Below are 25,260 nucleotides of genomic sequence, written 5' to 3'. Positions count from 1 at the left end.
CAGTTTTAGCAACAAATAAATAAAAGAAAATGATAAAAAGAATCAGTACTCAATTAATTTTTGCCATTCTAGGATTGGCTTCTTTTGGAATTTTGGCCTGTAGTTCGGATTCAGGCTCAACTCCTGATGTGAAACCATTAGTAAAAACACTTACGGTAAATGTAAGTACAATCGATTTTATAAATGCGGGAAGTAGTTCCGATATTACTATTACAACCACTGTTGATTCTTGGACAATTAGTAGTTCGGATTCGAGTTGGATTCAATTAAGCAAGACTTCTGGAACTTCAGGGTCAACTTCGGTTTCTGTTACAGCAGCTGCAAATACTGTTACAACCGCACGTTCAGCAACAATTACAGTCAGTTCAAGTCAAGTTGCTTCTGTTATAATTACAGTAAATCAGGCTGCTTTTGTTCCTCCTGTAACTAATACCTATCCAAATTACAATACAAATCCAATTGCAGCCGACGCAACAGGAATGAGTAGTACTGCTGTTCAACTTGCTGCAAAAATAAAAATGGGTTGGAATATAGGGAACACTCTCGAAGCAACAGGCGGTGAAACGGCTTGGGGAAATCCAAAAGTGACCAAAGCTTTGATAGATTTGGTCAAAGCCAATGGTTTTAATGCTATTCGAATTCCTTGCTCTTGGAATCAAAATATGGCTAATTCATCAACAGCACAAATCAAAGCAGATTGGCTCAATCGAGTAAAGGAAGTAGTTCAATATTGTGTTGACAATGATATGTACGTATTGGTCAACATTCACTGGGACGGTGGATGGCTAGAAAATAATTGTACCAATGCTAAAAAAGTAGAAAATAATGCCAAACAAAAAGCTTTTTGGGAACAAATAGCTACTAGTTTAAGAGATTTTGACGAGCACTTACTTTTTGCCAGTGCCAATGAACCCAACGTTGATGATGCAACACAAATGGATGTTTTAAACTCGTATCATCAAACATTTATTGATGCCGTAAGAGCTACAGGTGGTAAAAACGCCAATCGTACTTTAGTGGTTCAAGGACCATCGACCGATATCGATAAAACCAATAAATTGATGTTGACTTTGCCTGTAGATAATGTGGCAAACCGTATGATGGTTGAGATTCATTATTACACACCTTGGAATTTTTGCGGGATGGAGAAAGACGAAACTTGGGGCAAAATGTTCTATTATTGGGGAGCTAATTACCATTCGACTACCGATACGGCACATAATGCAACCTATGGCGAAGAAACCGAGTTGGATAAACTTTTTAAATCTATGAAAACGCAATTTGTCGATAAAGGAATTCCAGTAGTTTTAGGTGAATTTGGAGCAATAAGACGTTCGAATTTAACGGGTAGCGACTTAACTTTACATTTAGATTCAAGAGCATTTTTCTTAAAATATGTGGTTAAACAAGCTAAAGCTAATGGAATGTTGCCTTTTTATTGGGATGCAGGAGGAATGGGTAACAATGGATCAGCACTTTTTAACAGAACAAATAATACCATATTTGACAATCAAGCGTTAACAGGATTGCTTGATGGATTGAAATAATTTAAACTATATTAAAAATGAAAAAAAACAGTCTTTTGATTTTATTGCTTTTCAGTTTAATGGCGAGCGCCAATGTTAGAATGCCGTTGTTGTTTTCCGATGGAATGGTTTTGCAACGCAATAAACAAATTCCCGTTTGGGGTTGGGCAGATGCCAATGAAAAAGTGGAAGTCCGTTTCAACAAACAAACCAAAAGCATCACAGCCGACAAAAACGGAAAATGGATGGTAAAATTAGATGCCGAAAAAGCAGGAGGCCCTTTTGAATTGACCATTACTGGGAAAAACAAAATGGTCATCACCAATGTTTTGGTGGGCGAAGTTTGGATTTGCAGCGGACAATCCAATATGGAATTTCAAGTGAGTAAAACGATGAATTCTGAAAAAGAAATCAATGATTCCAATTATCCAATGATTCGTCATTTTGGTGTTGCCCAAGATTTGAGTGGAACGCCAAAAGAGGATTTAAAAGCAGGAAAATGGGCGGTTTGTAATAAAGAAAATGTGGGTGATTTTACTGCTGTGGGTTACTTTTTTGCCAAAAAAATACACGCCGAATTAAAAATTCCAATAGGAATAATCAACACTTCTTGGGGCGGAACTAATGTAGAAACTTGGACAAGTCGTGAAGCATTCGAAAATAGTTCAGAATTTAAAGATATGATTGCCAATGTCCCTCAAGTGGATATTGATTCATTATCTAGAAGTCAAATTGGATTAATTACAGCTAAAATTGAAAAGATTCAAGGTTCTAAAGTGAGTACCAACGAAGAATTATTATTTAAAGAACTTAATTTTGATGATGGTCAATGGCCTGAAATGATAGTGCCTGAACTTTGGGAAAGTCAACAATTAAATAATTTGGATGGTATGGTTTGGATGCGAAAATCAATTATCGTTACTAAAGAAGATGCCAATAAAAAGGCGATCCTTGAATTGGCAAAAATTGATGATCAAGATTTTGATTATATAAACGGTGTTTTAATTGGGACAACAAATAATTATGCCAAAAAAAGGACTTATGAAATTCCAGAAGGATTGCTTAAAGAAGGAAAAAATGTAATTGCAATTAAAATTATTGATAATACTGGAGGAGGCGGAATCTATGGTGATAAATCGGATTTGAAACTAACACTACAAAATTCTGTTATTCCTTTATCTGGTCAATGGAAATTTAATGTTGTTCAAATAAAAAGCGAAGTTTCACCAAATGGCTATCCTTCATTGTTATATAATGCGATGATTAATCCATTGGTTCCCTTTGCTTTTCATGGAGTTTTGTGGTATCAAGGCGAAGCCAATGTAACTAGAGCCAAACAATACCAAATCGCCTTTCCGTTGATGATTAATGATTGGAGAAGCAAATGGAAACAAGGAGATTTTCCTTTTTACTTTGTGCAATTAGCTACTTTTGATGAATATGGTGGCAATAGTAAAAATGGCAGCAAATGGGCTGAACTTCGCGAAGCACAAACCGAAACCCTGAAATTACCCAATACAGGAATGGCCGTGATTACTGATATTGGAAATGCCAAAGACATTCATCCGACCAATAAACAAGATGTTGGAAAACGATTGGCTGCAATTGCTTTGAACAATGTTTACGGAGAAAAAATGGTTTATTCTGGCCCAATGTATAAATCTCAAGAAATCAAAGGAAACCAAATCATTTTAACTTTTGACAACATCGGTAGCGGATTATCAACATCTGATTCGAATGGAATTTTAAGAGGATTTGAAATCGCAGGATCTGATAAAGTATTTCATTCTGCCAAAGCGATTATCAAAAAAAACAAAGTAATAGTTACTAGCGAAAGCGTTCCCAATCCTGTAGCGGTACATTACGGTTGGGCCGACGATGATACGGAAATCAATCTTTTCAACAAAGAAAAATTTCCTGCTTCGCAATTTAGAACCGATGATTGGGAAATGGTTACCGTCAATGAAAAATATAAGGTCAGCAAATAATTTTTGAAACTAAAAAAAAGGATGCAATCAAATCTCTTCCAAAAACTACTTTTCGTTTTTATTTTTTCCTCATTTTTCGGAAAAGCTGCAGCCCAATCCAATCATATTTTGTGGTACAATCAGCCAGCTGATTATTTCGAGGAAAGCCTTGTTTTAGGTAATGGGAAAATGGGTGCAACCGTTTTTGGAGGAGTCAATTCTGACAAAATTTATTTGAACGACATCATGCTTTGGTCGGGAGAACCGGTCAATGCGAATATGAATCCTGAGGGGTATAAAACTTTGCCTGCCATTCGCGAAGCATTAAAAAGCGAAAATTATAAACTCGCCGAAGAATTGAACAAAAAGATTCAAGGTAAAAACTCCGAGTCTTATTCGCCTTTGGGAACGATGGAAATAAACAATCATCACAACGGGAAAGCGACCAATTATTACAGGGAATTGGATATTTCTAAAGCCATTTCGAAAGTGAGTTATGAAATTGATGGTGTCAAATTTACTCGAGAATATTTTGTTTCTGCTCCCGATAAAATTATGGTAATTAGGTTGACCAGCAGTAAAAAAGGAACGCTAAATTTTGACATCAATTCGAATAGTTTATTGAAATTTAAAACAGAATTTAAAGATGATTTACTTTCAATGAATGGTTCTGCACCCATTCACGAAAATCCGGGTTATGAAGTTGTGCCTGCTTTTCTTTCGGAAAAAGAACGAGGAACAAGATTCACCAGCCTAATAAAAATCAAAAATACCGATGGAACAATCACAAATTCCTCTTCGAGTTTGGGTTTAAAAAATGCTACCGAAGCATTGATTTATGTTTCCATCGCCACTAGTTTTAATGGTTTCGATAAAAATCCAGCTACCGAGGGATTGAACGATAAAGCCATTGCATTGGAAAATTTGAATAAATCTTTTTCTAAATCATTCGAAAAATTAAAACAATCCCATCTAGCCGATTACCAAAAATTCTACAATAGGGTTACCTTGAATTTAGGAAAAACAACAGCTCCTAATTTGCCAACCGACGAACGTTTATTGCGCTATTCAGAAGGGAATGAGGATAATAATCTGGAAGTTTTGTATTTCAATTTCGGACGGTATTTGCTCATCAGCAGTTCCAGAACTCTTGGTGTTCCCGCCAATTTACAAGGGCTTTGGAATCCGCACATGAATCCACCTTGGAGCAGTAATTATACGACGAATATCAATCTGGAGGAGAATTATTGGCTGGCCGAAAACACGAATCTTTCGGAAATGCACTTGCCACTTTTGAGTTTCATTAAAAACCTTTCGGTAACGGGGAAAGTTACGGCAAAAACTTTTTATGGGGTTGATCAAGGCTGGGCTGCTGCTCACAATTCGGATATTTGGGCGATGACGAATCCTGTTGGTCAATTTGGAAAAGAAGAACCAATGTGGGCGTGTTGGAATATGGCTGGAGCCTGGTTGAGCACGCATATTTGGGAACATTATGTGTTTACTCAAGATAAAAATTACCTCAAAAAAGAGGGTTACGAAATTATGAAAGGCGCTTCGCAGTTTTGTTTGAAATGGTTGGTTGAAGATAAAAACGGTGATTTAATTACCTCGCCATCTACTTCGCCCGAAAATCAATACATCACTCCCGATGGTTTCATTGGAGCCACAATATATGGTGGAACAGCTGATTTGGCTATGATTCGAGAATGTTTCGACAAAACCATCAAAGCTTCGAAAGTGTTGAATGTGGATGCAGAATTTAGAACAAAACTCGAAACGGCACTTTCCAAATTGCATCCGTATCAAATAGGTAAAAAAGGAAACTTGCAAGAATGGTATTTCGATTGGAATGACAAAGATCCCAAACACCGCCATCAATCGCAGTTGTTCGGGCTTTTTCCTGGCGATCATATCACACCTTTGAAAACACCAGATTTGGCCAAAGCTTGCCAAACAACATTGGAAATAAAAGGAGACGAAACTACAGGTTGGTCCAAAGGCTGGCGCATCAATCTTTGGGCAAGACTTTGGGACGGAAATCGTTCTTATAAAATGTTCCGAGAACTACTTCGCTATGTCGATCCTGATGGAAAAAAAACGGAGAAACCAAGACGAGGAGGAGGGACATATCCTAACTTATTCGATGCACATCCGCCGTTTCAAATTGATGGGAATTTTGGTGGAGCAGCTGCCGTTGCCGAAATGTTGGTGCAATCTAACGAAACTGAAATTCGATTACTTCCCGCCTTGCCTGATGCTTGGGAAAGTGGTTCTGTAAAAGGAATTTGTGCCCGTGGAGGATTTGAAATCGCAATGGAATGGAATACCAAAACATTAAAAAAAGTGACTGTTTTTTCTAAAAATGGAGGTAAAACGACATTGATTTGCGGCGATAAAAACAAAGAAATCACTTTGATAAAAGGGCAAAAAAAGGAAATAATTTGGTAAAAATTAAAGGGAATTTACTTTAAAATGTTGATAAATTACTTCTTGCAATAATCGTAAAACCTGAACCGTTTTTTGCATCTTTGCATAGTTAATTTTTAATAAAAATACAATACTAAATTATGTGGGAACAAGTACAAGAAACCGTTAGTTATATAAAAGAAAAAACCAATTTCACTCCAGAATATGGTGTCATCTTAGGCTCAGGATTGGGTAGTTTTACTGATGATATAAAAATCGAATTTACTTTGCCTTATGGTGAGATTCCAAACTTTCCAGTTTCGACAGTTCAAGGTCACAAAGGAGCTTTGGTTTTTGGAACTATTGGCGACAAAAAAGTAGTTGCTATGCAAGGTCGTTTCCATTTTTATGAAGGATATTCGATGAAAGAAGTAACTTTTCCGGTTCGTGTAATGAAATATTTAGGTGTCGAAAAATTAGTAGTTTCTAATGCTTCTGGGGGTGTAAACCCAAATTATGAAGTGGGTTCAATTGTCATTTTGAAAGATCAAATCAATATGATGCCAGAACATCCGTTGCGTGGCAAAAATGACGAACGTTTTGGGCCTCGTTTTTTAAACATGAGCGAACCTTTTTCTAATAATATGATTTCTATGGCTAAAGCATTAGCTAAAAAGCTTAAAATAACAGTTCAAGACGGTATTTATCTTGGACTTCAAGGGCCAACATTTGAAACGCTTGCCGAATATAAAATGGTCAAAATTCTTGGGGCTGATTGTGTGGGAATGTCAACGGTTCCCGAAGTTATTGTGGCTCGCCATATGGATATGGAATGTTTTGGATTATCCGTAATTACGGATATGGGCAACGAGGAAAGTATAGAATCCGTTTCGCACGATGAAGTTCTAGAAGCTGCTAAAAAAGCCGAACCAAATGTGAGAAGTTTGATTAAAGAATTGATTTTAAAATATTAATGAAGTCTAAATATATTTGGCAATACCTTCATAAAAATCTTCAGGAACAAATGGTTTTGTAATGACATCATTCATACCATATGATAAAAGCATATCTCTATTTTCATTCAGTGAAATTGCTGTGAGTGCAATTATTGGGGTAATTTTGTCAAATTTCCTAATTTGTTGAGTAGCGATAGTTCCATTAATGCCCGGCAGGTGGACGTCCATTAAAATCATATCAAATTTATTGTTTCGAGCGATTTCTATAGCATCTTCTCCGTTGTCAATTATTTCGCAAAGGATTCCTTTGCTTTTCAGCATTTTTTTGGAAACCATTTGATTGATTTTGTTGTCTTCAACCACTAATATTTTTTTATTCTTTAAAATAGAATCGTCGTAAGTTTTTATTTTTTTTACTTCTTTGAAAATTTTACTGCCTTCCTTAAATTGTAATTCCAAAGAAAAGGAAGAACCTTTTCCAACAGTACTTTCGAGCTTTATATTGCCACCCAAAATTTTAGTTATTTTTTTTACAATGGTTAATCCTAAACCAGTCCCTCCGTATTTACGGTTTATTCCAACAGAACCTTGCGAAAAACTATTAAATACCGACTCTAATTGATCTTCTGGAATTCCTATGCCATCGTCTTTTACTTCAAAATAAATGGTTGCAACAGTATCTTCTATCGATAAGAGTTTTGTAATTAGTTGTACTTTACCATTTTTTGTAAATTTTAAAGCATTATTGATTAGATTCATTATAATTTGAGACAATTTGGTAGGATCACCAATCAAATTATCTGGGATGTTAGAATCAATATGGAGTTCGAAGGCATTGTTGTTTATTGAGGCTAATTCTTTCAAAGAGTTCTGAATATTTTGAAATAATTTTTTTAAATTAAAGTTAATATTCTCAATTTCAATTTTTTTAGAATCTATTTTTTGAATTTCTAAAATATCATTAATAAATGTGGTTAGATAATCTCCCGAAAATTTCAATGATTCCAAATAATTCATTTGAGATTTCTTTGGTTTTTCTTCTAATAGTAAATGAGCAATACCGTTAATAGCGTTCAAGGGGGTTCGCAGCTCGTGGCTCACTGTCGAGAGGAATTCTGATCTTGCATTGGAAGCTTTTTCTGCTTTTTCTTTGGCAATAATCAGTTCTTTATTTTTCTCTTCCAATAATTGGTTTGATTGGGTTCTAATAATGTTGTTTTTGTACAAAGCCAAACTTAATAGCGACAAAATCGATATTAGTGCAATGGCAAGAATACTGATTAGTTTAGAAAATTTATTGGCTTTTTCCTGCTGCTTAGTTTCTTCATTTATTTGTTTTATTTCCTTTAACCGTTCCGACTCTTTAAATTTTTCATAATCATCGACATCCAGTTTTTCGTTGTCTAAAAGGGATATACTTTCTTTTAAATTGGAGTGTTGTTTCAAGTATGTGTAAGCATTGTTTTTATCCAATATTTTTTCATAAACAGTACTTAAAGCTAGTAAAATCGATGATTTCTGTTCAATATTTTTGTTTTTGGCATTCAAATTTAAGGCTTTGTTGAAATAATTTAAAGCCAAATTATTTCTGTTTTGTTGCATTTCAATTGTTCCTATTTGATACAAAGCTTCCGTTTTGCTATCTAAAATTGCTTGACTGTCAGGTTTTGCAATTATTGTTTTTAAAATAGTTGAAGCTAAATCGTATTCCCCTTTTGATTTGTAAATTATTCCTTTTTGAAGGTTTATTAAATCGGCAGTATTTGTAATTTTTAGTGTATCATATAATATTTGAGCTTTGTCAAAGTAAATTTTGGCATTGTCAAAACTTCTTTTTTTCATGAAACACATTCCCAAATTATAGTAGGTAGCTCCTTGAATCGAAGAAGGAATAAAGTTTTTAGATATAGTAATGCTGATATTGAATGATTTTATAGCATCATCATATTTTTTAACATCATAATATAACTTTCCCAAGAAAAAAGTTTGGTTCGCTAGAGATTCTATTTGGTTATTATTTTTGGAATAAATTATTGCTTTTTGAGTATAATGCAATGCGTCTTTATATTTATTCACCTTAACATTGGAATCTCGCAAATTGCTATAATAGGCAACACTATCTATTTTCTCGACCGATTTTTGCTTTTGAGAAAATGAAATTGTACTGCTTAATATGAAAAATAATAGAAAATACTTCATTCGATTTTTAAGATTTTCTTATGAAAGCGTTAAAGGTATTGAATTATTTATTAAGTAGTTAAAATAATTAAATCTATAATTCTCGATGAATAACCAATCTCATTGTCGTACCAACCCACGACTTTTACCATTTTATCAATAACCGAGGTCAGTTGCGCATCAAATAAACAGGAATTTTTGTTGCCAATAATATCCACAGAAACGATAGGATCTTCTGTATATGCTAAAATTCCTTTCAAATTCGTTTGGGAAGCCTTTTTAAAAGCAGCATTAATTTCTTCGATAGTTACGGCGCGTTTTACATTAAAGGTGATATCGGTCAACGAACCGTCAGGAACGGGAACACGAATCCCACAACCGCCTATTTTACCTTCAAATTCAGGAAAAATTTTAGTCAATGCTTTGGCAGCTCCGGTTGTGGTAGGAACTATGGATTGACTCGCACCTCGAGCGCGACGCAAATCTTTGTGTGGTTGGTCGTGTAAACTTTGGTCGGTGGTATAAGAATGGATTGTGGTAATATACGCTTGTTCAATTCCGCAAAGTTCACTGATGACTTTTAGCATCGGAGCGGCGTTGTTTGTGGTGCAACTGGCGTTGGAAATAATAGTTTCAGTTCCGTCCAAAATATTTTCATTGACACCCAAAACCACCGTTTTTATCGAATCCACTTCAGAAGGAGCGGAGAGAATTACTTTTTTGGCTCCAACCAAAATATGAGCGTTGATTTCGTCGAAAGTGCTATATTTTCCAGTACTTTCAACCACAACATCAATATTTATGGATTTCCAATCGAGATTTAAAATGCTTTTCTCGTGAAAAAACAAAAAATGTTTCCCATCAACAATAATTCCTTTTTCATCAGACGAAACTTCATCAGGTAAAACCCCGTGAATGCTGTCGTATTTGATTAAATGCGCCATCGTTTTGGTGTCGGCAATATCGTTAATGGCAACAACTTCGATGGTGGGATGATTCAAAAGCAAGCGAAATAAATTTCGTCCAATGCGTCCAAAACCGTTTATGGCAATTCTTGTTTTCAATTTTTTTTTGTTTAAAGTTTCAGGTTTAAAGTTTCAAGTAGCGCAACTTTAAACCTGAAACTTGAAACAATTTTTAAAGAATATGTTTTTGGGCTTTATAAGAAGAACGCACCAACGGGCCGCTTTCTACGTGACGGAAACCTAATTCCAAACCAAATTTTTCATATTTGGCGAATTGTTCCGGCGTGATAAATTCTTTTACAGGTAAATGCTTTTTGCTTGGTTGCAAGTATTGACCAATGGTTACGATATCCACATTGGCGTTTCTTAAATCTTGCATTGTTTGAAAAACTTCCTCTTCCAATTCGCCAAGACCCAGCATAATTCCAGATTTGGTTCTGTTGATTCCTTGTTCTTTCAAGTATTTCAAAACTTCCAGACTTCGGTCGTATTTAGCTTGAATTCTTACTTCACGTGTCAATCTTCGAACGGTTTCCACGTTATGTGAAACCACCTCAGGATTGGCTTCCACGATTCTGTCTATGTTTCTTTCGATACCTTGAAAATCAGGAATTAGGGTTTCCAATGTCGTGTTTGGGTTCATTCTGCGAATGGCTTTTATAGTTTCTATCCAAATTATGGAACCGCCATCTTTCAAATCGTCTCTGTCCACGCTAGTGATTACAGCGTGTTTGATGTTCATTATTTTTATAGAACGCGCCACTTTTTCAGGTTCATCCCAATCTACGGTTTCAGGTCTTCCGGTTTTTACGCCGCAAAATCCACAAGAACGCGTGCAAATATTTCCTAGAATCATAAACGTTGCCGTTCCTTCGCCCCAGCATTCGCCCATATTCGGGCAACTTCCCGAAGTACAAATGGTGTTCAATTTGTATTTGTCAACTAAACCACGAAGTTCGGTATATTTTTGACCGATTGGGAGTTTCACTCTCAACCATTTTGGCTTTCCAACAGGCAATGTATTCTCTAAAACAGTTTCCATAAAGTATTTTTGAAAGTGCAAAGATAAGTAAAGTAGATTTAGGAACAGGAATTTGTGTATTGGGAATTTTGATAACCGAATTGGGATATTATATTATAAATTTCAAAATAGAAACCACTCATTTTGCAATTGTTTGGGCGTAACCGGTTTTGCAAAAGGGGGCACTCTCGTTGCTGGATTGTCGCCCCCTTTCACAAAATCGGTCGGGCTATCCGCGCTACTTCGGTAGCTAGCTTTTATCCCTCACGCACTCAAGTAAATGGAACTTCCTTCCCAAAATTGTGAATATCTATTTTATGAATTGTGATTTTTTTTGTCTCTAAAATCTATCTTTGGCATCCTTAAAAAAAAATAATTATGAGCGGAATGTGGTACGAATGCAAAGTGAAATACAGAAAAACAGATGATATTGGAGCACAAAAAGTGACTACCGAACCGTATTTGGTAGATGCGTTATCCTATACAGAAGCCGAGTCCAGAATCAATGAAGAAATGAAAGCTTATGTTAGTGAAGAATTCAAAATCACGAATATAAAAGTGGCGAATTATGCCGAAATTCATCCTTTCGAAAATGCCGATCGTTGGTTTAAATCCAGAGTTTCTTTGATGGCTTATGACGAAGAAAGCGGCAAAGAGCGCAAGACCAATATGTATTTATTAGTCCAAGCCAATGATGTAAGAGAAGCTTACGACAACACTATTGAAGTAATGAAAGGATCTATGGGCGACTACACCATTCCAGCCATTTCAGAATCTCCAATTATGGATGTTTTTCCATATTTCTCCGGAGAAGAAGGCGAATTAGAGCAAATGGAAAAGTTCAATGCCCTAAAAGCTTCCAAACCTGAAAATAATACAACAGAAATAGAAGACACAATGGAATTCAATGACGAGGTTGTAGCGGAGAGTTATTGATTTTTTTTATTTACAGGAAAATATTAAGTCATTGGTAACGCAAGTATAATGCCATTAACTTAATGACATTGCATTCGCGTTAGCCGGGCAGAGAATAATTTTCTATCAAATATATAAAAATATTCTTAAAAAAAATACCGCAAATTCGCAAATTATACACAGCATTCAATGCTCAATAATTTGCGAATTTGCGGTTTGATATTTTATAAAATCGGAACTGCTTATCGAATTGCTTTCACAAATCCCCCAATACTTCCAACTCCATTATCCGTCAAGTTTTTGATAAAAGCACTTCCTATAATTGCGCCTTTAGCAAACTGCGTGGCTTGATTAAAGGTTTCTTTGTTGCTAATTCCAAAACCGATGATTTGAGAATTTTTCAGGTTCATATCGGCGATACGTTTAAAGTATTCTTCTTGAACGCTTCCAAAACCGGATTGCGAACCAGTTACACTTGCCGAGCTTACCATATAAATAAATCCGTCAGATACGCTGTCGATAAAACGAATGCGCTCGTCCGAAGTTTGTGGTGTAATCAGGAAGATGTTTTTGAGTCCGTATTTCTCGAAAGTGGTTTTATATTCATCTGCATAGACATCTACTGGAAGGTCCGGAATGATTAAGCCATCGATTCCAATTTCGGCACATTGCTGGCAGAAATTTTCCATACCAAATTGCAACATTGGATTATAATAACCCATAATTACCAGCGGTATTGTAACTGTTTTTCTAATGTCTTTTAATTGGTCAAACAAAACTTGGGTTGTCATTCCGTTGTGCAACGCTTGGGTCGAACTTTCCTGAATCGTTGGCCCATCGGCCAATGGATCGCTAAATGGTAATCCGATTTCGATCATATCGACACCATTTTTTTCTAAATCCTCAATGATTTTTACGGTATCGTTTAGTTTTGGATATCCAGCCGAAAAATAGATGGATAGTATTTTTTTTGTTTCTTGTAATTTTAGATTTATTCTATTCATTTTTTATGTTTTTAAACCTTATGCTCTATACCCGTCTGGTTTAGAGGTTTAGTTTTAAGGGAATAATTTAAAAGTGGGTTAAATTGGCAGCGCTATAAGCCCACGCTTTTTGGCTAGAATGCAATTGAACTTCGACACGTTTGTAATGCATGCCTTCGTACAAATCAGCTTGATTTAGCTCTTTTTCGGTAACATCGTAAACAATTCCATCAATGAAATCGGCTTCGGTTTTTGTTTCCACAATTACAGGATAGTGAACAATTCCAAATTCTTCTTCGATTTGAAATCTTTTTAAAACATATCCAATTAATTTTTCAGGCGTTCCATTTAAAACACGACCAAAAAGGTTTTCTTGTACATCTTCATGTTGCAAAGTGCCGTAAGTGAATAATTTAATCATAGTCTTCTATTTTTGTCAATTATAATTTAAAATAATCAATATAAGTATTCAAATCCTTGTCGCCACGACCGGATAAATTAAACACGACAATATCAGTAGGTTTGAATTTTTTTTCGTCTAAAACAGCAAAAGCATGAGCACTTTCGATGGCAGGAATTAAGCCTTCCAATTGCGACAATTTTATGCCCCACTGCATCGCTTGATCGTCTGTAATCGAGATGAATTCTGCTCTTCCTGTAGCGAATAAATTGGCGTGCATCGGGCCAACTCCTGGGTAATCTAAACCAGCCGAAATTGAATAGGGTTCTGTAATTTGTCCGTCTAAAGATTGCATCAATAAGGTTTTACTTCCGTGAATGACACCAATTTTTCCCAAAGCCGAAGTGGCAGCACTTTCGCCAGAATCAACTCCTAATCCGGCAGCTTCAACAGCGATAATATTAACATCAAGATCGTCTAAAAAATGGTAAAATGCACCCGCAGCATTGCTTCCGCCACCGACACAAGCTATAACATAATCAGGATTTTCTCGACCTTCTTTTTCTAATAATTGCTCTTTGATTTCCTTTGAAATTACACTTTGAAAACGTGCCACCATATCAGGATAGGGATGAGGTCCAACTACCGATCCAATGATGTAATAGGTGTCAACTGGATTATTTATCCAATCACGAATGGCTTCGTTTGTGGCATCTTTTAGCGTTTTAGAACCTGAAAGTGCGGGACGAACCTCGGCACCCAACATTTTCATTCGAGCTACATTTGGAGCTTGACGTTTGATGTCGATTTCTCCCATATATACGATGCATTCCAATCCCATCAAGGCACAAACAGTTGCTGTAGCTACACCGTGTTGACCGGCTCCAGTTTCGGCAATAATTCTGGTTTTGCCCAAACGTTTGGCCAATAAAATTTGTCCAATAGTGTTGTTGACTTTATGCGCGCCAGTATGACATAAATCTTCTCTTTTGAGATACACTTTTGTGTTGTATTTTTCAGATAAGCGAGCTGCAAAATAAAGTGGAGTAGGGCGACCTACATAATCTTTGAGCAAAGCATCAAATTCTTCCTGAAATTCAGGTTCAGCTGTAATTTTCAAATATTGTTGGCGTAATTCCTCGACGTTTGGATATAACATTTCTGGAATGTATGCTCCTCCGAATTCTCCGTAATAGCCTTTTTCGTTAACGTTGTATGACATTTTTTTTATTTTTTTTATTTTCAGACACAATTTATCGCATCTCTTTTTATTGATTACTAGAGACGCGATTTATCGCATCTCTACATAATTGTATGTTTTTTAATCCAGGTTCTAATTCAAATTTACTGTTCACGTCAATGGCAAAAACAGGTAAATTGGTTTTCAAAAGTTCTTGTAATGAATCAAATTCTTCAATACCAATTCCACCACTCAAGAAAAAGGGTTTGGTCGATGGATATTGTTCTAATACTTTCCAATCAAAAGTGGTTCCGTTTCCCCCAGGTAGTTTTCCTTTGGTATCAAAAAGGAAAAAATCACACACTTTTTCGTAGGAATTTAAAATTCCAAAGTCAAAGGTATCTAAAATTGGAAATACTTTTATGATAACTATCAGTTTTGAAGTATTTTTTTTTAATAATTCGCAAAATTCAACTGATTCGTTACCATGCAATTGAACAGCTTGCAAATCGTGTGTTTTAATTTTATCTAAAATTTCATCCAAAGTTGCATTTACAAAAACGCCAACTTTTTTTATCGATTTTGGTAATTTGGGAATGGTACTTTCAAAATATCTAGCCGATTTCTCCCAGAAGATAAAGCCCATATAATCGGGTAGGAGTGAGCCTACTTCGAGTATGTTTTCGGGGTATTTCATTCCGCAGATTTTAATCCTCACCCCAGCCGTCTCCAAAGGAGAGGGAGCCGAAACTGGATTTGGTTTTGTCGATATTTTTTTTGAAAATGATTGCATAATAAGTAATTATTACAAGTTGCTGGTTCCCCCTTCGGGGGTCAAGGGAATGTTTATTTTAATTGCTTGATAAATTCGGTTGCAGCTTCGCCGGCATTGTCGGTTTTCATAAAGTTTTCTCCGATCAAAAATCCTTTGTAACCATAAGGTTTTAGTTCTTTGATGGCTTCGATGGACGAAATACCACTTTCGGAAACTTTTACAAAATCATTTGGAATTTGGTCCGCCAATTGTTTACTGAAATCCAGACTTACTTCGAAAGTTTTTAAGTTTCTATTGTTCACGCCAATCATATCTAGTGTTGGCATTATCGATTTTTCTAATTCTTCTAAATTATGAACTTCCAATAATACTTCCAGTCCTAAACCTTTGGCAAACTCGGACAATGATTTAATTTCTTCACGAGTTAAAACGGCTGCAATCAGCAAAATTAAATCGGCTCCGTGTGCTTTGGCTTCGAGGATTTGGTATTCATCAACTATGAATTCTTTTCGCAATAACGGAATGTTAACTGACGCTCTTGCCAAAAGTAAATCGTCTAATGAACCACCAAAATATTTGCCATCCGTTAAAACTGAAATCCCGCAAGCACCAGCATTTTCATAGCCTTTCACCACTTCTTCGACCGTGAAACTATAATTTATTTCAGCTTTGGAAGGCGAACGACGTTTGTGCTCAGCAATAATTCCTGAGTTGCTATGTTGCAAATTTTGACTCAAAGAAATCGTCTTTTTTTCAAAGAAAACCGAAGCTTCCAATTGCGAAACAGGAATGATGGATTTCTTGAGAATGACTTCTCTTTTTTTGTCAACTATTATTCTATCTAATATGTTCATTTTTATTTTGTTTCAGGTTTCAAGTTTCAAGTTTCAAACCGTTTCAACAACTTGAAACTTGAAACAAAGAAAACTTGAAACTATTTTATTTACTTAATTCTTGTAACTTATTCAAAGTTGCTAATCCTTTTCCCGAAAGTAAACTTTCTTTTGCCAATTGAAAACTTTCTAATGGGGAGCTTCCATTTACAGTCGAAATTGCCATAGCGGCATTGGCACAAACCACATTATTTTGGGATTCAGTTCCTTTTCCAGAAATGATATTCATAAACATTGCTGCCGATTCTTCGATGGTTTTTCCGCCTTCGATTTCGCTTTGCAGCAATTGTCTAACACCAAAATCTTCTGGTTTTATAACACCTTCCATACTTTTTGTAATGGTTTTGGTCGGGCAAGTCAAAGATACTTCATCATAACCATCTAACGAATGTAAAATGGTAAAATTGATATCCGTGTTTTGATACAAATAAGCATACATTCTGGCTAATTCCAGATTATAAACACCGACCAATTGGTTTTTGGGAAAGGACGGATTTATCATTGGTCCCAGCATATTAAAAAAGGTTCTCACGCCTAATTCTTTTCGAATAGGACCTACATTTTTCATTGCAGGATGAAATAAAGGTGCGTGTAAAATGCAAATTCCAGCTTGATTTATACATTTTTCAAGAAAGTCATTATCGTTGCTGAATTTCACACCCAATTTCTCCATTACATTACTCGAACCCGAAATGGAAGAAACGCCGTAATTACCGTGTTTAGCCACTTTTATTCCTACACCAGCTGCGATAAATGAAGCCAAAGTTGATATGTTGAAAGTGTCTTTTCCATCGCCACCTGTTCCGCATAAATCGATCGTGTTGTAGGCTGATAAATCAATTCTTATACACAATTCTAACAAGGCTTCGCGAAAACCTGCTAACTCTTCGATGCTGATGCTTCTCATCATATAAACGGTGAGAAAAGAGGCAATTTGACTTGGATTATAACTTCCGTTGGAAATATTGACCAATACATTTTTGGCCTCTTCCTTAGAAAGTAATTCGTGGTTGATGAGCCTGTTTAATATGGTTTTCATTTATATTTTCTTTTTATTTTCAGACATATATTTTAAATAATCAACAATTTCTTGGGATTGCTGTTTTGTAATTCCCAACGTCGGCATTTTTACTTTGTTTCTAAACGAAGCCGGATTCACGATATAATCGACCAGTTCGTTTTCTTTCCAATATTCGGTGACACTTCTCGGATAATTTAATTCCGGCCCCATTGTTCCTCCAATTCCGTTTATCGAATGGCAGGTTAAACATTGATTTTTGAATAAAGTATAACCCGTTTCCAATTTTCTGTTTTTTAGGGGATACAATTCTAATGTCGATTTATTCAATGGTTCCAAATGAATTTTTACCAAATTATAAGGCCATTTGTAACGAGTATCTTTTTCAGAAACGGATGTGTAAACGATATAAAACGGTGCTGCATTCATTTCATTCCCATCCTTTATGATGGCTTCCCATTTTGTTCCTTTTGGCGCATCCAAATCTTGGAATGCCAAATAGGGTTTTGCATTTAAAAACAATTCCAAAGGCATTTCTGGTTTGTAACCATCTTTACATTCAAAAACTATTTTGGTGTTTTTGGGGTCAATTTTTGTTAAATCAATTTCATTTTTAATCAAAATCGACGCGCTTACAGCTTTGTATTTCTTTGCTTTGTGATACACAGGATCGTTGATAATTGCGACCACTGTATCTTTTCCTAGTTTATTTTTTGTTTGTAAATCCAATAAATCCAACTTTGTTTCCGTCTGGGTAATACTCATGGTTTTTATTTTTTGCTCTTTCTTTTGGTTACAAGAAAGGACGCTAAAAATAAAAAGGCAAGAAATTAAAATATGGATTTTGGTTGTTTTCATTTTTTTATTTAACCACAAAGTTCACAAATAAGGCAGAAAGTTAACTAAGATTTTAGCCAATTCTCCAAAATCTTTTTTCCGTTTGGTGTCAACACACTTTCAGGATGAAATTGTACGCCACGAACATCAAATGTTTTGTGTCGCAAAGACATAACTTGGCCGTTTTCGTCGAAAGAAGTAGCTTCCAAAACATTTGGCAATTCAGCATCAACAACCCAAGAATGGTAACGTCCCACTTCGAATTCATTTCCCAAACCTTCAAAAAGAAGTTCATTGTCAACAGATGTTTTTATCATTGAGGAAACGCCGTGATAGACTTTGTCTAAGTTAGAAAGAGTTCCTCCAAAAACTTCTCCGATGGCTTGTTGGCCAAGGCAAACGCCAAGAATGCTTTTGGTTGGAGCATATTTACCAATTACGGCTTTCAACAAACCTGCTTCGTCGGGAATTCCTGGTCCTGGCGAAAGTAGTATTTTGTCGAAATGTGAGATTTCGTCAATATCGAATTCATCGTTTCTATAAACGGTAACTTCGCAATTTAAATCTTCGAGATAATGTACTAAGTTGTACGTAAAGCTATCGTAATTGTCTATGACTAGTATTTTTTTCATTTTATTTTTATTTTACGGACAAGTTGCGACTTGTCCTTACATTATATTGTTTCGGCTAAATCTAATGCTTTATTGAGCGCTAATAATTTATTATAAACCTCTTGCATTTCGCTTTCTTCATTTGAATCGGCTACAATTCCAGCACCAGCTTGAGAATGTAATTGGTGGTTTTTGCTCAAGAACGTTCGAATCATAATGGCGTGATTGAAGTTGCCTTCAAAATCCATAAAACCGATGGCGCCTCCGTAGAAATTACGATTGGTTTTTTCGTAATCTTCGATTAATTGCATCGCTCTGTGTTTAGGTGCGCCGCTTAATGTTCCTGCTGGGAATGTATCGGCAACGACTTGCATTGTAGTGGCTTTTTCGTGTAAATGTCCAGTTACTTTAGAAACCAAATGGATCACGTGAGAGAAAAACTGAACCTCTCTGTATTTTTCCACTTGTACACCGTGACCGTGGCGGCTTAAATCATTTCGAGCCAAATCGACCAACATTACGTGTTCGCTGTTTTCTTTTTTGTCTTCGGATAAATTTTTGGCCAAAACAGCATCTTTTTCGTCATCGCCAGTTCTTCTAAATGTTCCTGCGATGGGGTGAATTTCGGCTTTGCGGTTTTTGACAATAATTTGCGCTTCGGGTGAAGAACCAAATATTTTGAAATCGCCGTAATCAAAAAAGAATAAGTAAGGGGAAGGATTGATGCTTCGCAAGGCTCTGTAAACATTGAATTCGTCGCCTTTGAAACCTTGGGTAAATCGTCTGGACAATACCAATTGGAACACATCGCCGCGGTAACAATGTTTCTTGGCCAAAGCCACATTTTGCTTAAATTCGTCGTCTGTCAAATTTGAAAAACCTTCTCCTTCTTTCGAAAATTTATAAGAAGCGATATTTCGAGATTGTAATAATTGTTCGATTTCTGAAATGTTATTTTTTCCGTCTAAACTGTGACAGAAAATATAAGCTTCGTTTTTGAAATGATTGATGGCAATGATGTTTTGATACACTGCGTAATACACATCGGGAATGGTATTACTATTTTCTTTTTTTGCGATAGTTACCTTTTCAAAATAGCGAACGGCATCATACGAAATGTAACCAAATAACCCGTTATTGATGAATTTAAAATCACTTTTATCCGATTTAAACTGAGCTGAAAACTCTTGAATTACTTGTGGAATATCGGTATTTTTATCAATACCAATTGTTTCAGAGCTTCCGTCGGGAAAGGTTTTGAAAATGGTTTCGTTCTCAATTTTTATGGAAGCAATCGGGTTGCAACAGATGTATGAAAAACTGTTGTCGTTGCCGTGATAATCGCTACTTTCCAAAAGTAAACTATTCGAAAATTGATCTCGAATTTTGAAATAGACACTTACCGGTGTTATGGTGTCGGCAAGGATTTGTTTGTAATGAGTATTTAAAATAAATGTTTTCATTTTTCCTCCCCCAACCCCTCCGAAGCAGGGGAGTACCTATTGGGGTAAATAGGGTTTTAATTATTTATTAAATTGTTTTTTTTGATCTCGTCTCCTTCTCCTTCGGGCAGGGTTGGGGTGGGGAACAAAAAAAAGGCTTGTCGTGATGACAAGCCTTTTATATTTATAGTTTATACTACAGGTGCTTTGTTCACGACGTTTGACGTAAATTGTTCCACCACCAAGTATTGTTTAAAATCGTTTTCATTTGACAAATATATAAATCAAATTTGATTATCCAAACAGAATAAATTAAAAATACTTTTTTTTATGATTTTGTTAAAAAAAATAAACCCTAAGAATTTCTTATCAGGGTTTAGAATCATTGACTTTTGTGTAAAGAATTAAAATTTCAAAGTTATTTTTAATTCGAATTCATCATAGATTGCTTTGTCTCCAATGCTTTCGAAGAATGATTTTGAACCGTATTTTATATCGTATTTAGTACGATCTACATTGAACGCTGTAGTGGCAGTATTTCCGTTTACAGTTAAATCGAAAGTAATAGGTTTAGTAATCCCTTTGATAGTTAAATCAGCAGTTACAGAATATACATTGGCAGATTTAGTTACAATTTTTTTGAAAATTAATTTGGCAGTTGGAAATTTTTCGGTTCCAAAGAAATCGTCAGCTTTCAAGTGTCCGTTCAATTTTCCTTGGTATTCTCCGGTAAGGTCAGTAGCTGTCAATGAAGTCATGTCAACAGTAAAAATTCCGCCAGTCAATTTTTTTCCTTTAAAAATTAATGCTCCGTCTTTTAAATTTACCGTACCATTGTGTTGTCCAGTTACTTTTTTTCCTACCCATTCGATAGTACTTGTTGTTGTGTTGATGTTTTTTGTTTGAGCAAATACTGCCGTTGTAGATAAAACTACTACTAATGCTAATGCAATTGATTTTAAATTTTTCATAATGTAATTTGTTGTTGAGTTAATAATTAAAGTGTAATAAATAATTCTTCGTTTGATTTTCTAACTTTTTTCTGGTGTTGGGTGGCATCTTCTGTGCTTCTATAGCCTATAGGCGCTATCAATGTGGCATTTAAACCCAAATCGTTTAAACCTAATATTTCGTTTACTTGTTCAGGAACGAAACCTTCCATTGGAGTAACATCAATTTTTAATTCAGCGGCCGCATTCAATAAATTGGCTAGCGCTAAATAAGTTTGTTTAGAGGTCCAATTAGATTTTTCGTCATCCGATTTGGCTCCAATTCCACCTTTCATAAAATCGCCATATCCCGTTAATGCTGTTTCTGGGATATTCCTAGTTTGGGCAACATTTTTCAAATAACCGTCAATGTCTTCATCGGTAACATTCGTTTGATTTGCAAAAACGATAAGGTGTGAAGCATCAACGATTTGCGATTGACCCCAAGCTGCGGGTTGAATTTTTGTTCTCAATTCCGGATTTTCTACAATAAAAACTTTGTAAAGTTGCAATCCATAAGAAGAGGAACTCAATCGGATGGCTTCTTTTAAAGTGTTTAAATCCTCCCTTGAGATTTTTTTGGTGGAGTCGAATTTCTTTGTGGCGTATCTCCAGTTTTGATTTTCTAAAAAAGTACTCATATTGTATTTTATAATTAATTTATTGATTTCTATATTTTTCTAATAAGTGGTTTAATAAAACTATTTCGTCGGTATTCAAATTTTTCGAAAAAGATTCTTCGTGTGCCGTAACTTTTGGGTCTAATTCTTTCAAAACATCTATACCTTTTGGTGTTATTGAAACCTCTATTTTTCGACGATTTTCAGGACAAACTTCTCGTGTAACAAATTCTTTTAGTAATAATTTATCGACTAATCTTGTTGTGTTGCTAGTTTTGGCTAACATTCGTTCTTGTATCACACACATATTTGCGGGATTCCCTTTTTGTCCTCTTACTATTCTGAGTACATTATATTGCTCCCCCGATATGTCGTATGGTTTTAATAATTCATTAAACTTTTCTGCCAAAATATTATTGGTGTACATAATATTCAGGATAATTTTTTTGGAATTCTCCATCTGTACGGTTGATTTTATAACATCTTCAATTTTCATATTTGTATATATGTTATTTGTTGGTACAAATGTAGTATGTTTTTTATTTGTATATACAAACGTTGTGTTATTTTTTTGTTAAAATAATTATGAAGTAGTTATACTTGAAGTCAATTTAATCAAAATATAACTGTAATACCTTTCACTTTCAGTGACTATTCGATATTAAAATTAAGGGTATGTTTAAACAAATACTAAATAAAATACAAAAAAAATATATATAGTGGTTATACTTAAGTGTTTTATATTATAAATTCATAATTTGTTGGTTTTTTGCTTTTACTAAAACGTTTTCTTTGATTTATTATCTAATTAACTATCGAGTCAGTTAGTATTATGCAAAAACTTTGTAATTTTACAAAAAACAATTGTATGAATTTAACACAAGAAGATTGGGTTTCACGATTGGAAGCCGACGATAAATCCGTAATTCTGGATGTAAGAACAGGTGCCGAGTGCGATGAAGGAGTTATTCCGAATGCTATAAACATAGATATTTATGAGGGGCAAGGTTTTATTACCAAAATAGAAGCATTGGACAAATCTAAAAATTATTATGTCTATTGTCGTTCAGGAGCCCGAAGTGCTAAAGCCTGTGAGGTTATGAATAGCCTTGGTTTTGAGAATGCCTTCAATTTGTTGGGCGGAATTATAGAATGGGAAGGCGAAGTAGAATAGCCAAATTATAGGAAGCAAAATCTACGTTTTTATTCACGCTTTTAATGGAAAGCACAATACAATAATAATGAATACAATACCAAAAGAATTTCAAATTAACACCTTACTCAATCAAGATACGTACTTAGTTAATGGAGAATTAAAAAAATGGACCGGCGAAATGACGCCTGTTTATTCCACTATTTCTTCTTCAGAAAAATACGAGCCTACTTTATTAGGAAACATCCCTTTTATGGGAGAAACAGAAGCATTGGAAGTTCTCGAAGCGGCATCGTCTGCTTATAATAATGGTCAAGGTTTATGGCCTACGATGAAAGTAGCCGATCGCATCAAGTGTATGGAGAAATTTGTCACGCAAATGAAAACTACTCGAACTGAAGTGGTTAAACTTTTGATGTGGGAAATTGGAAAAACACTAGGAGATTCCGAAAAAGAATTCGACAGAACAGTAGAATATATTTATGACACCATCGAACATTACAAACAATTGGACAGAAACAGTGCTCATTTCACCAAAAGTCAAGGTGTAAATGCAATGATTCGTCGTGGACCACTTGGAGTTGTTTTGTGTTTAGGTCCTTATAATTACCCATTGAATGAAACTTTTTCGTTATTGATTCCGGCATTAATAATGGGAAATCCAGTAATTTTCAAACCTGCAAAACACGGTGTTTTATTAATTTCCCCTTTATTAGAAGCCTTCAAAAACAGTTTTCCAAAAGGAGCCATCAATGTGATTTATGGTAGAGGTCGTGAAGTAGCTTCGCCAATAATGAAATCAGGAAAAGTCGATATTTTGGCTTTGATTGGAAACAGTAAATCAGCTATTGCTTTGCAAGATCAGCATCCAAACAAGAATAGATTGCGTTTAGTTTTAGGTTTAGAAGCCAAAAATCCTGCAATAATATTGCCTGATGCCGATTTAGATTTGGCTATTCAAGAATGTATTACAGGAACTTTGTCATTCAACGGACAGCGTTGTACGGCTTTGAAAGTTTTGTATGTTCACGAAACAGTTGCCGAGGAATTCAACATGCGTTTTGCTGCTAAAGTAGATGAACTTGTTTATGGAAATCCTTGGGATAAATCAGTTTCGCTTACACCATTACCAGAGAAAGAAAAACCTGCTTACATTCAGGAATTGATTGATGATGCGACAAGTAAAGGCGCAAAAGTAATCAATGCTAAAGGAGGAGAACATTTTGATAATTTTATTTTTCCAGCGGTTTTGTTTCCTATAAACAAAGAAATGCGTTTGTATCACGAAGAGCAATTTGGACCAATAGTGCCTATTTTGACTTTCAAAGATATTCAGGAACCGTTGAATGATATGGCGGAATCCAATTATGGACAACAAGTGAGTTTGTTTGGACAAGACATCAAAACCATTGCGCCACTTATTGATACTTTGGTAAACCTAGTTTGTAGAGTAAACTTGAATAGTTCTTGTCAAAGAGGTCCTGATTTGTACCCTTTCACGGGTCGAAAAGACTCGGCAGTGGGAACTTTGAGTATTTTTGATGCCTTGCGTTCTTTTTCTATTAGAACTTTTGTGGCATCCAAAGACAATGAATACAACAATGCTATTTTACAAGAATTATTAAATAGCAAAGAATCGAACTTCATCAATACTGATTATATTTTGTAGTACAAATCAGCATTACAATAAAAACCGTAAGGGTATAGACTGCCCCCAAAAAGTTAGACACTATTTGGGGGTATTTTTATTACTATAAGTTTTCTAATGAATTATAAATAGTATTCTTCATAAGAATTGAAAGGGAGTAAAATTTGAAAAAGAGTAACGTATTGCGATATTTGTTATAAAATGATTTTTTATTAAATATTTCGTGATAATTATAGTGTTATTGTGAAAAAACTGTAGTAACTTTACTATATAAATTTAAACTTTGACACAATGAAAAGTAATTATTTGTTTTTAGTAGCTATTGCATCACTGTTTTTTGTTAGCAACAGTATTTTTGCCCAAAAAAACTGGGCAGTTCCAGAATATACAAAGGCTTTAAAAAATCCATTTGAAGGAAATAAAGCTGCAACAGCAGAAGGGAAAGTAATTTATGGGCAAATGTGCGTTTTATGTCACGGAATTACTGGAAAAGGTAATGGAGAGGCTGGATTAAGTCTTGAAAAAAAACCAACTAATTTCTTAGCATTAAAAAATATGTCAGATGAAACAGATGGTGAAATTTTCTGGAAAATAACCGTTGGAAAACCTCCAATGTCCTCTTATGATGAATTGTTGACCGAGGATCAACGCTGGCAATTAGTGAATTATATTAGACAACTCAATAAAAATAAATAAATTTTTGATTGTCCGCAATTACCCATAATTTAATAAAAAGCTTTATATTTGATAAAAAAAGTGATGAATCTATTCAAT

General features: G+C 35.1%; 23 protein-coding genes. 8 read left to right on the top strand and 15 right to left on the bottom strand.

The window, feature by feature from the left end; translation table 11 throughout:
* Positions 1-29: 29 nt before the first annotated feature.
* From FNW17_RS14185 to FNW17_RS14170, 4 genes are all read left to right on the top strand, one after another.
* The gene (locus FNW17_RS14185; protein ID WP_143391001.1) at positions 30-1,547 is read left to right on the top strand and encodes a glycoside hydrolase family 5 protein; all 1,518 of its coding nucleotides are present in this window, start codon (positions 30-32) and stop codon (positions 1,545-1,547) included.
* Positions 1,548-1,564: 17 nt separating this feature from the next.
* Positions 1,565-3,514, top strand: coding sequence for a sialate O-acetylesterase (locus tag FNW17_RS14180; protein ID WP_144071985.1), 1,950 nt, complete (start codon positions 1,565-1,567; stop codon positions 3,512-3,514).
* A 21-nt stretch (positions 3,515-3,535) separates the two neighbouring features.
* Positions 3,536-5,944: a glycoside hydrolase family 95 protein gene (locus FNW17_RS14175; protein WP_144071984.1), complete on the top strand. Its 2,409-nt coding sequence runs from the start codon at positions 3,536-3,538 to the stop codon at positions 5,942-5,944.
* Positions 5,945-6,063: 119 nt separating this feature from the next.
* Positions 6,064-6,876, top strand: a complete 813-nt coding sequence (locus FNW17_RS14170; RefSeq protein WP_143391004.1) for a purine-nucleoside phosphorylase — start codon at positions 6,064-6,066, stop codon at positions 6,874-6,876.
* A 6-nt stretch (positions 6,877-6,882) separates the two neighbouring features.
* Here FNW17_RS14170 and FNW17_RS14165 read toward each other — a convergent pair whose 3' ends face one another.
* The 3 genes from FNW17_RS14165 to lipA form a co-directional block, all read right to left on the bottom strand.
* Positions 6,883-9,057, bottom strand: coding sequence for a tetratricopeptide repeat-containing hybrid sensor histidine kinase/response regulator (locus FNW17_RS14165; RefSeq protein WP_143391005.1), 2,175 nt, complete (start codon positions 9,055-9,057; stop codon positions 6,883-6,885).
* Positions 9,058-9,107: 50 nt separating this feature from the next.
* Positions 9,108-10,100: a type I glyceraldehyde-3-phosphate dehydrogenase gene (gene gap, locus FNW17_RS14160; RefSeq protein WP_143391006.1), complete on the bottom strand. Its 993-nt coding sequence runs from the start codon at positions 10,098-10,100 to the stop codon at positions 9,108-9,110.
* A 73-nt stretch (positions 10,101-10,173) separates the two neighbouring features.
* Positions 10,174-11,043: a lipoyl synthase gene (gene lipA / locus FNW17_RS14155; RefSeq protein WP_143391007.1), complete on the bottom strand. Its 870-nt coding sequence runs from the start codon at positions 11,041-11,043 to the stop codon at positions 10,174-10,176.
* A gap of 357 nt (positions 11,044-11,400) precedes the next feature.
* On the opposite strand from lipA, the gene FNW17_RS14150 reads away from it, so the two are divergent.
* A complete protein-coding gene (locus FNW17_RS14150; RefSeq protein ID WP_143391008.1) occupies positions 11,401-11,958 on the top strand; it encodes a DUF4494 domain-containing protein in 558 nt (185 codons plus the stop codon).
* 221 nt (positions 11,959-12,179) lie between these two features.
* On the opposite strand, the gene trpA is transcribed toward FNW17_RS14150, so the two are convergent.
* The 12 genes from trpA to FNW17_RS14090 all read right to left on the bottom strand — a co-directional run bounded on the left by trpA (position 12,180) and on the right by FNW17_RS14090 (position 22,181).
* On the bottom strand, positions 12,180-12,941 hold the full coding sequence (trpA, locus tag FNW17_RS14145; RefSeq protein ID WP_144071983.1) for a tryptophan synthase subunit alpha: 762 nt from the start codon (positions 12,939-12,941) through the stop codon (positions 12,180-12,182).
* Between the two features lie 67 nt (positions 12,942-13,008).
* Positions 13,009-13,341 carry a gamma-glutamylcyclotransferase family protein gene (locus FNW17_RS14140; protein ID WP_143391010.1) on the bottom strand — a complete coding sequence of 111 codons (333 nt, stop codon included), beginning with the start codon at positions 13,339-13,341 and terminating at the stop codon, positions 13,009-13,011.
* Positions 13,342-13,360: 19 nt separating this feature from the next.
* Positions 13,361-14,542, bottom strand: coding sequence for a tryptophan synthase subunit beta (gene trpB, locus FNW17_RS14135; RefSeq protein ID WP_144071982.1), 1,182 nt, complete (start codon positions 14,540-14,542; stop codon positions 13,361-13,363).
* Positions 14,543-14,588: 46 nt separating this feature from the next.
* Complete coding sequence (locus FNW17_RS14130) at positions 14,589-15,218, bottom strand: phosphoribosylanthranilate isomerase (RefSeq protein WP_449404058.1); 630 nt, start codon at positions 15,216-15,218, stop codon at positions 14,589-14,591.
* A 128-nt stretch (positions 15,219-15,346) separates the two neighbouring features.
* Positions 15,347-16,129: an indole-3-glycerol phosphate synthase TrpC gene (trpC, locus tag FNW17_RS14125; RefSeq protein WP_143391012.1), complete on the bottom strand. Its 783-nt coding sequence runs from the start codon at positions 16,127-16,129 to the stop codon at positions 15,347-15,349.
* A gap of 85 nt (positions 16,130-16,214) precedes the next feature.
* Positions 16,215-17,207 (bottom strand): anthranilate phosphoribosyltransferase, encoded by a 993-nt coding sequence (gene trpD / locus FNW17_RS14120; protein ID WP_144071981.1) that lies wholly within the window; start codon positions 17,205-17,207, stop codon positions 16,215-16,217.
* A complete protein-coding gene (locus FNW17_RS14115; RefSeq protein WP_143391014.1) occupies positions 17,208-18,044 on the bottom strand; it encodes a c-type cytochrome in 837 nt (278 codons plus the stop codon).
* 44 nt (positions 18,045-18,088) lie between these two features.
* On the bottom strand, positions 18,089-18,655 hold the full coding sequence (locus tag FNW17_RS14110; RefSeq protein ID WP_143391015.1) for an anthranilate synthase component II: 567 nt from the start codon (positions 18,653-18,655) through the stop codon (positions 18,089-18,091).
* Positions 18,656-18,696: 41 nt separating this feature from the next.
* The gene (locus tag FNW17_RS14105) at positions 18,697-20,097 is read right to left on the bottom strand and encodes an anthranilate synthase component I family protein (RefSeq protein ID WP_143391016.1); all 1,401 of its coding nucleotides are present in this window, start codon (positions 20,095-20,097) and stop codon (positions 18,697-18,699) included.
* A 383-nt stretch (positions 20,098-20,480) separates the two neighbouring features.
* Complete coding sequence (locus tag FNW17_RS14100) at positions 20,481-21,047, bottom strand: YceI family protein (protein ID WP_144071980.1); 567 nt, start codon at positions 21,045-21,047, stop codon at positions 20,481-20,483.
* A gap of 26 nt (positions 21,048-21,073) precedes the next feature.
* Positions 21,074-21,706, bottom strand: coding sequence for an NAD(P)H-dependent oxidoreductase (locus tag FNW17_RS14095; protein WP_143391018.1), 633 nt, complete (start codon positions 21,704-21,706; stop codon positions 21,074-21,076).
* A gap of 19 nt (positions 21,707-21,725) precedes the next feature.
* Positions 21,726-22,181 carry a MarR family winged helix-turn-helix transcriptional regulator gene (locus FNW17_RS14090; protein WP_143391019.1) on the bottom strand — a complete coding sequence of 152 codons (456 nt, stop codon included), beginning with the start codon at positions 22,179-22,181 and terminating at the stop codon, positions 21,726-21,728.
* A gap of 372 nt (positions 22,182-22,553) precedes the next feature.
* On the opposite strand from FNW17_RS14090, the gene FNW17_RS14085 reads away from it, so the two are divergent.
* The 3 genes from FNW17_RS14085 (at position 22,554) to FNW17_RS14075 (ending at position 25,182) form a co-directional block, all read left to right on the top strand.
* On the top strand, positions 22,554-22,859 hold the full coding sequence (locus FNW17_RS14085; RefSeq protein ID WP_143391020.1) for a rhodanese-like domain-containing protein: 306 nt from the start codon (positions 22,554-22,556) through the stop codon (positions 22,857-22,859).
* Positions 22,860-22,926: 67 nt separating this feature from the next.
* Positions 22,927-24,507: an NADP-dependent glyceraldehyde-3-phosphate dehydrogenase gene (locus FNW17_RS14080; RefSeq protein ID WP_144071979.1), complete on the top strand. Its 1,581-nt coding sequence runs from the start codon at positions 22,927-22,929 to the stop codon at positions 24,505-24,507.
* Between the two features lie 270 nt (positions 24,508-24,777).
* Positions 24,778-25,182 (top strand): c-type cytochrome, encoded by a 405-nt coding sequence (locus tag FNW17_RS14075; RefSeq protein WP_143391022.1) that lies wholly within the window; start codon positions 24,778-24,780, stop codon positions 25,180-25,182.
* Positions 25,183-25,260: the final 78 nt, after the last annotated feature.

The organism is Flavobacterium franklandianum, from assembly GCF_007097365.1.
GTDB lineage: Bacteria > Bacteroidota > Bacteroidia > Flavobacteriales > Flavobacteriaceae > Flavobacterium > Flavobacterium franklandianum.
This window is presented reverse-complemented; position numbering and strand designations above follow the sequence as displayed.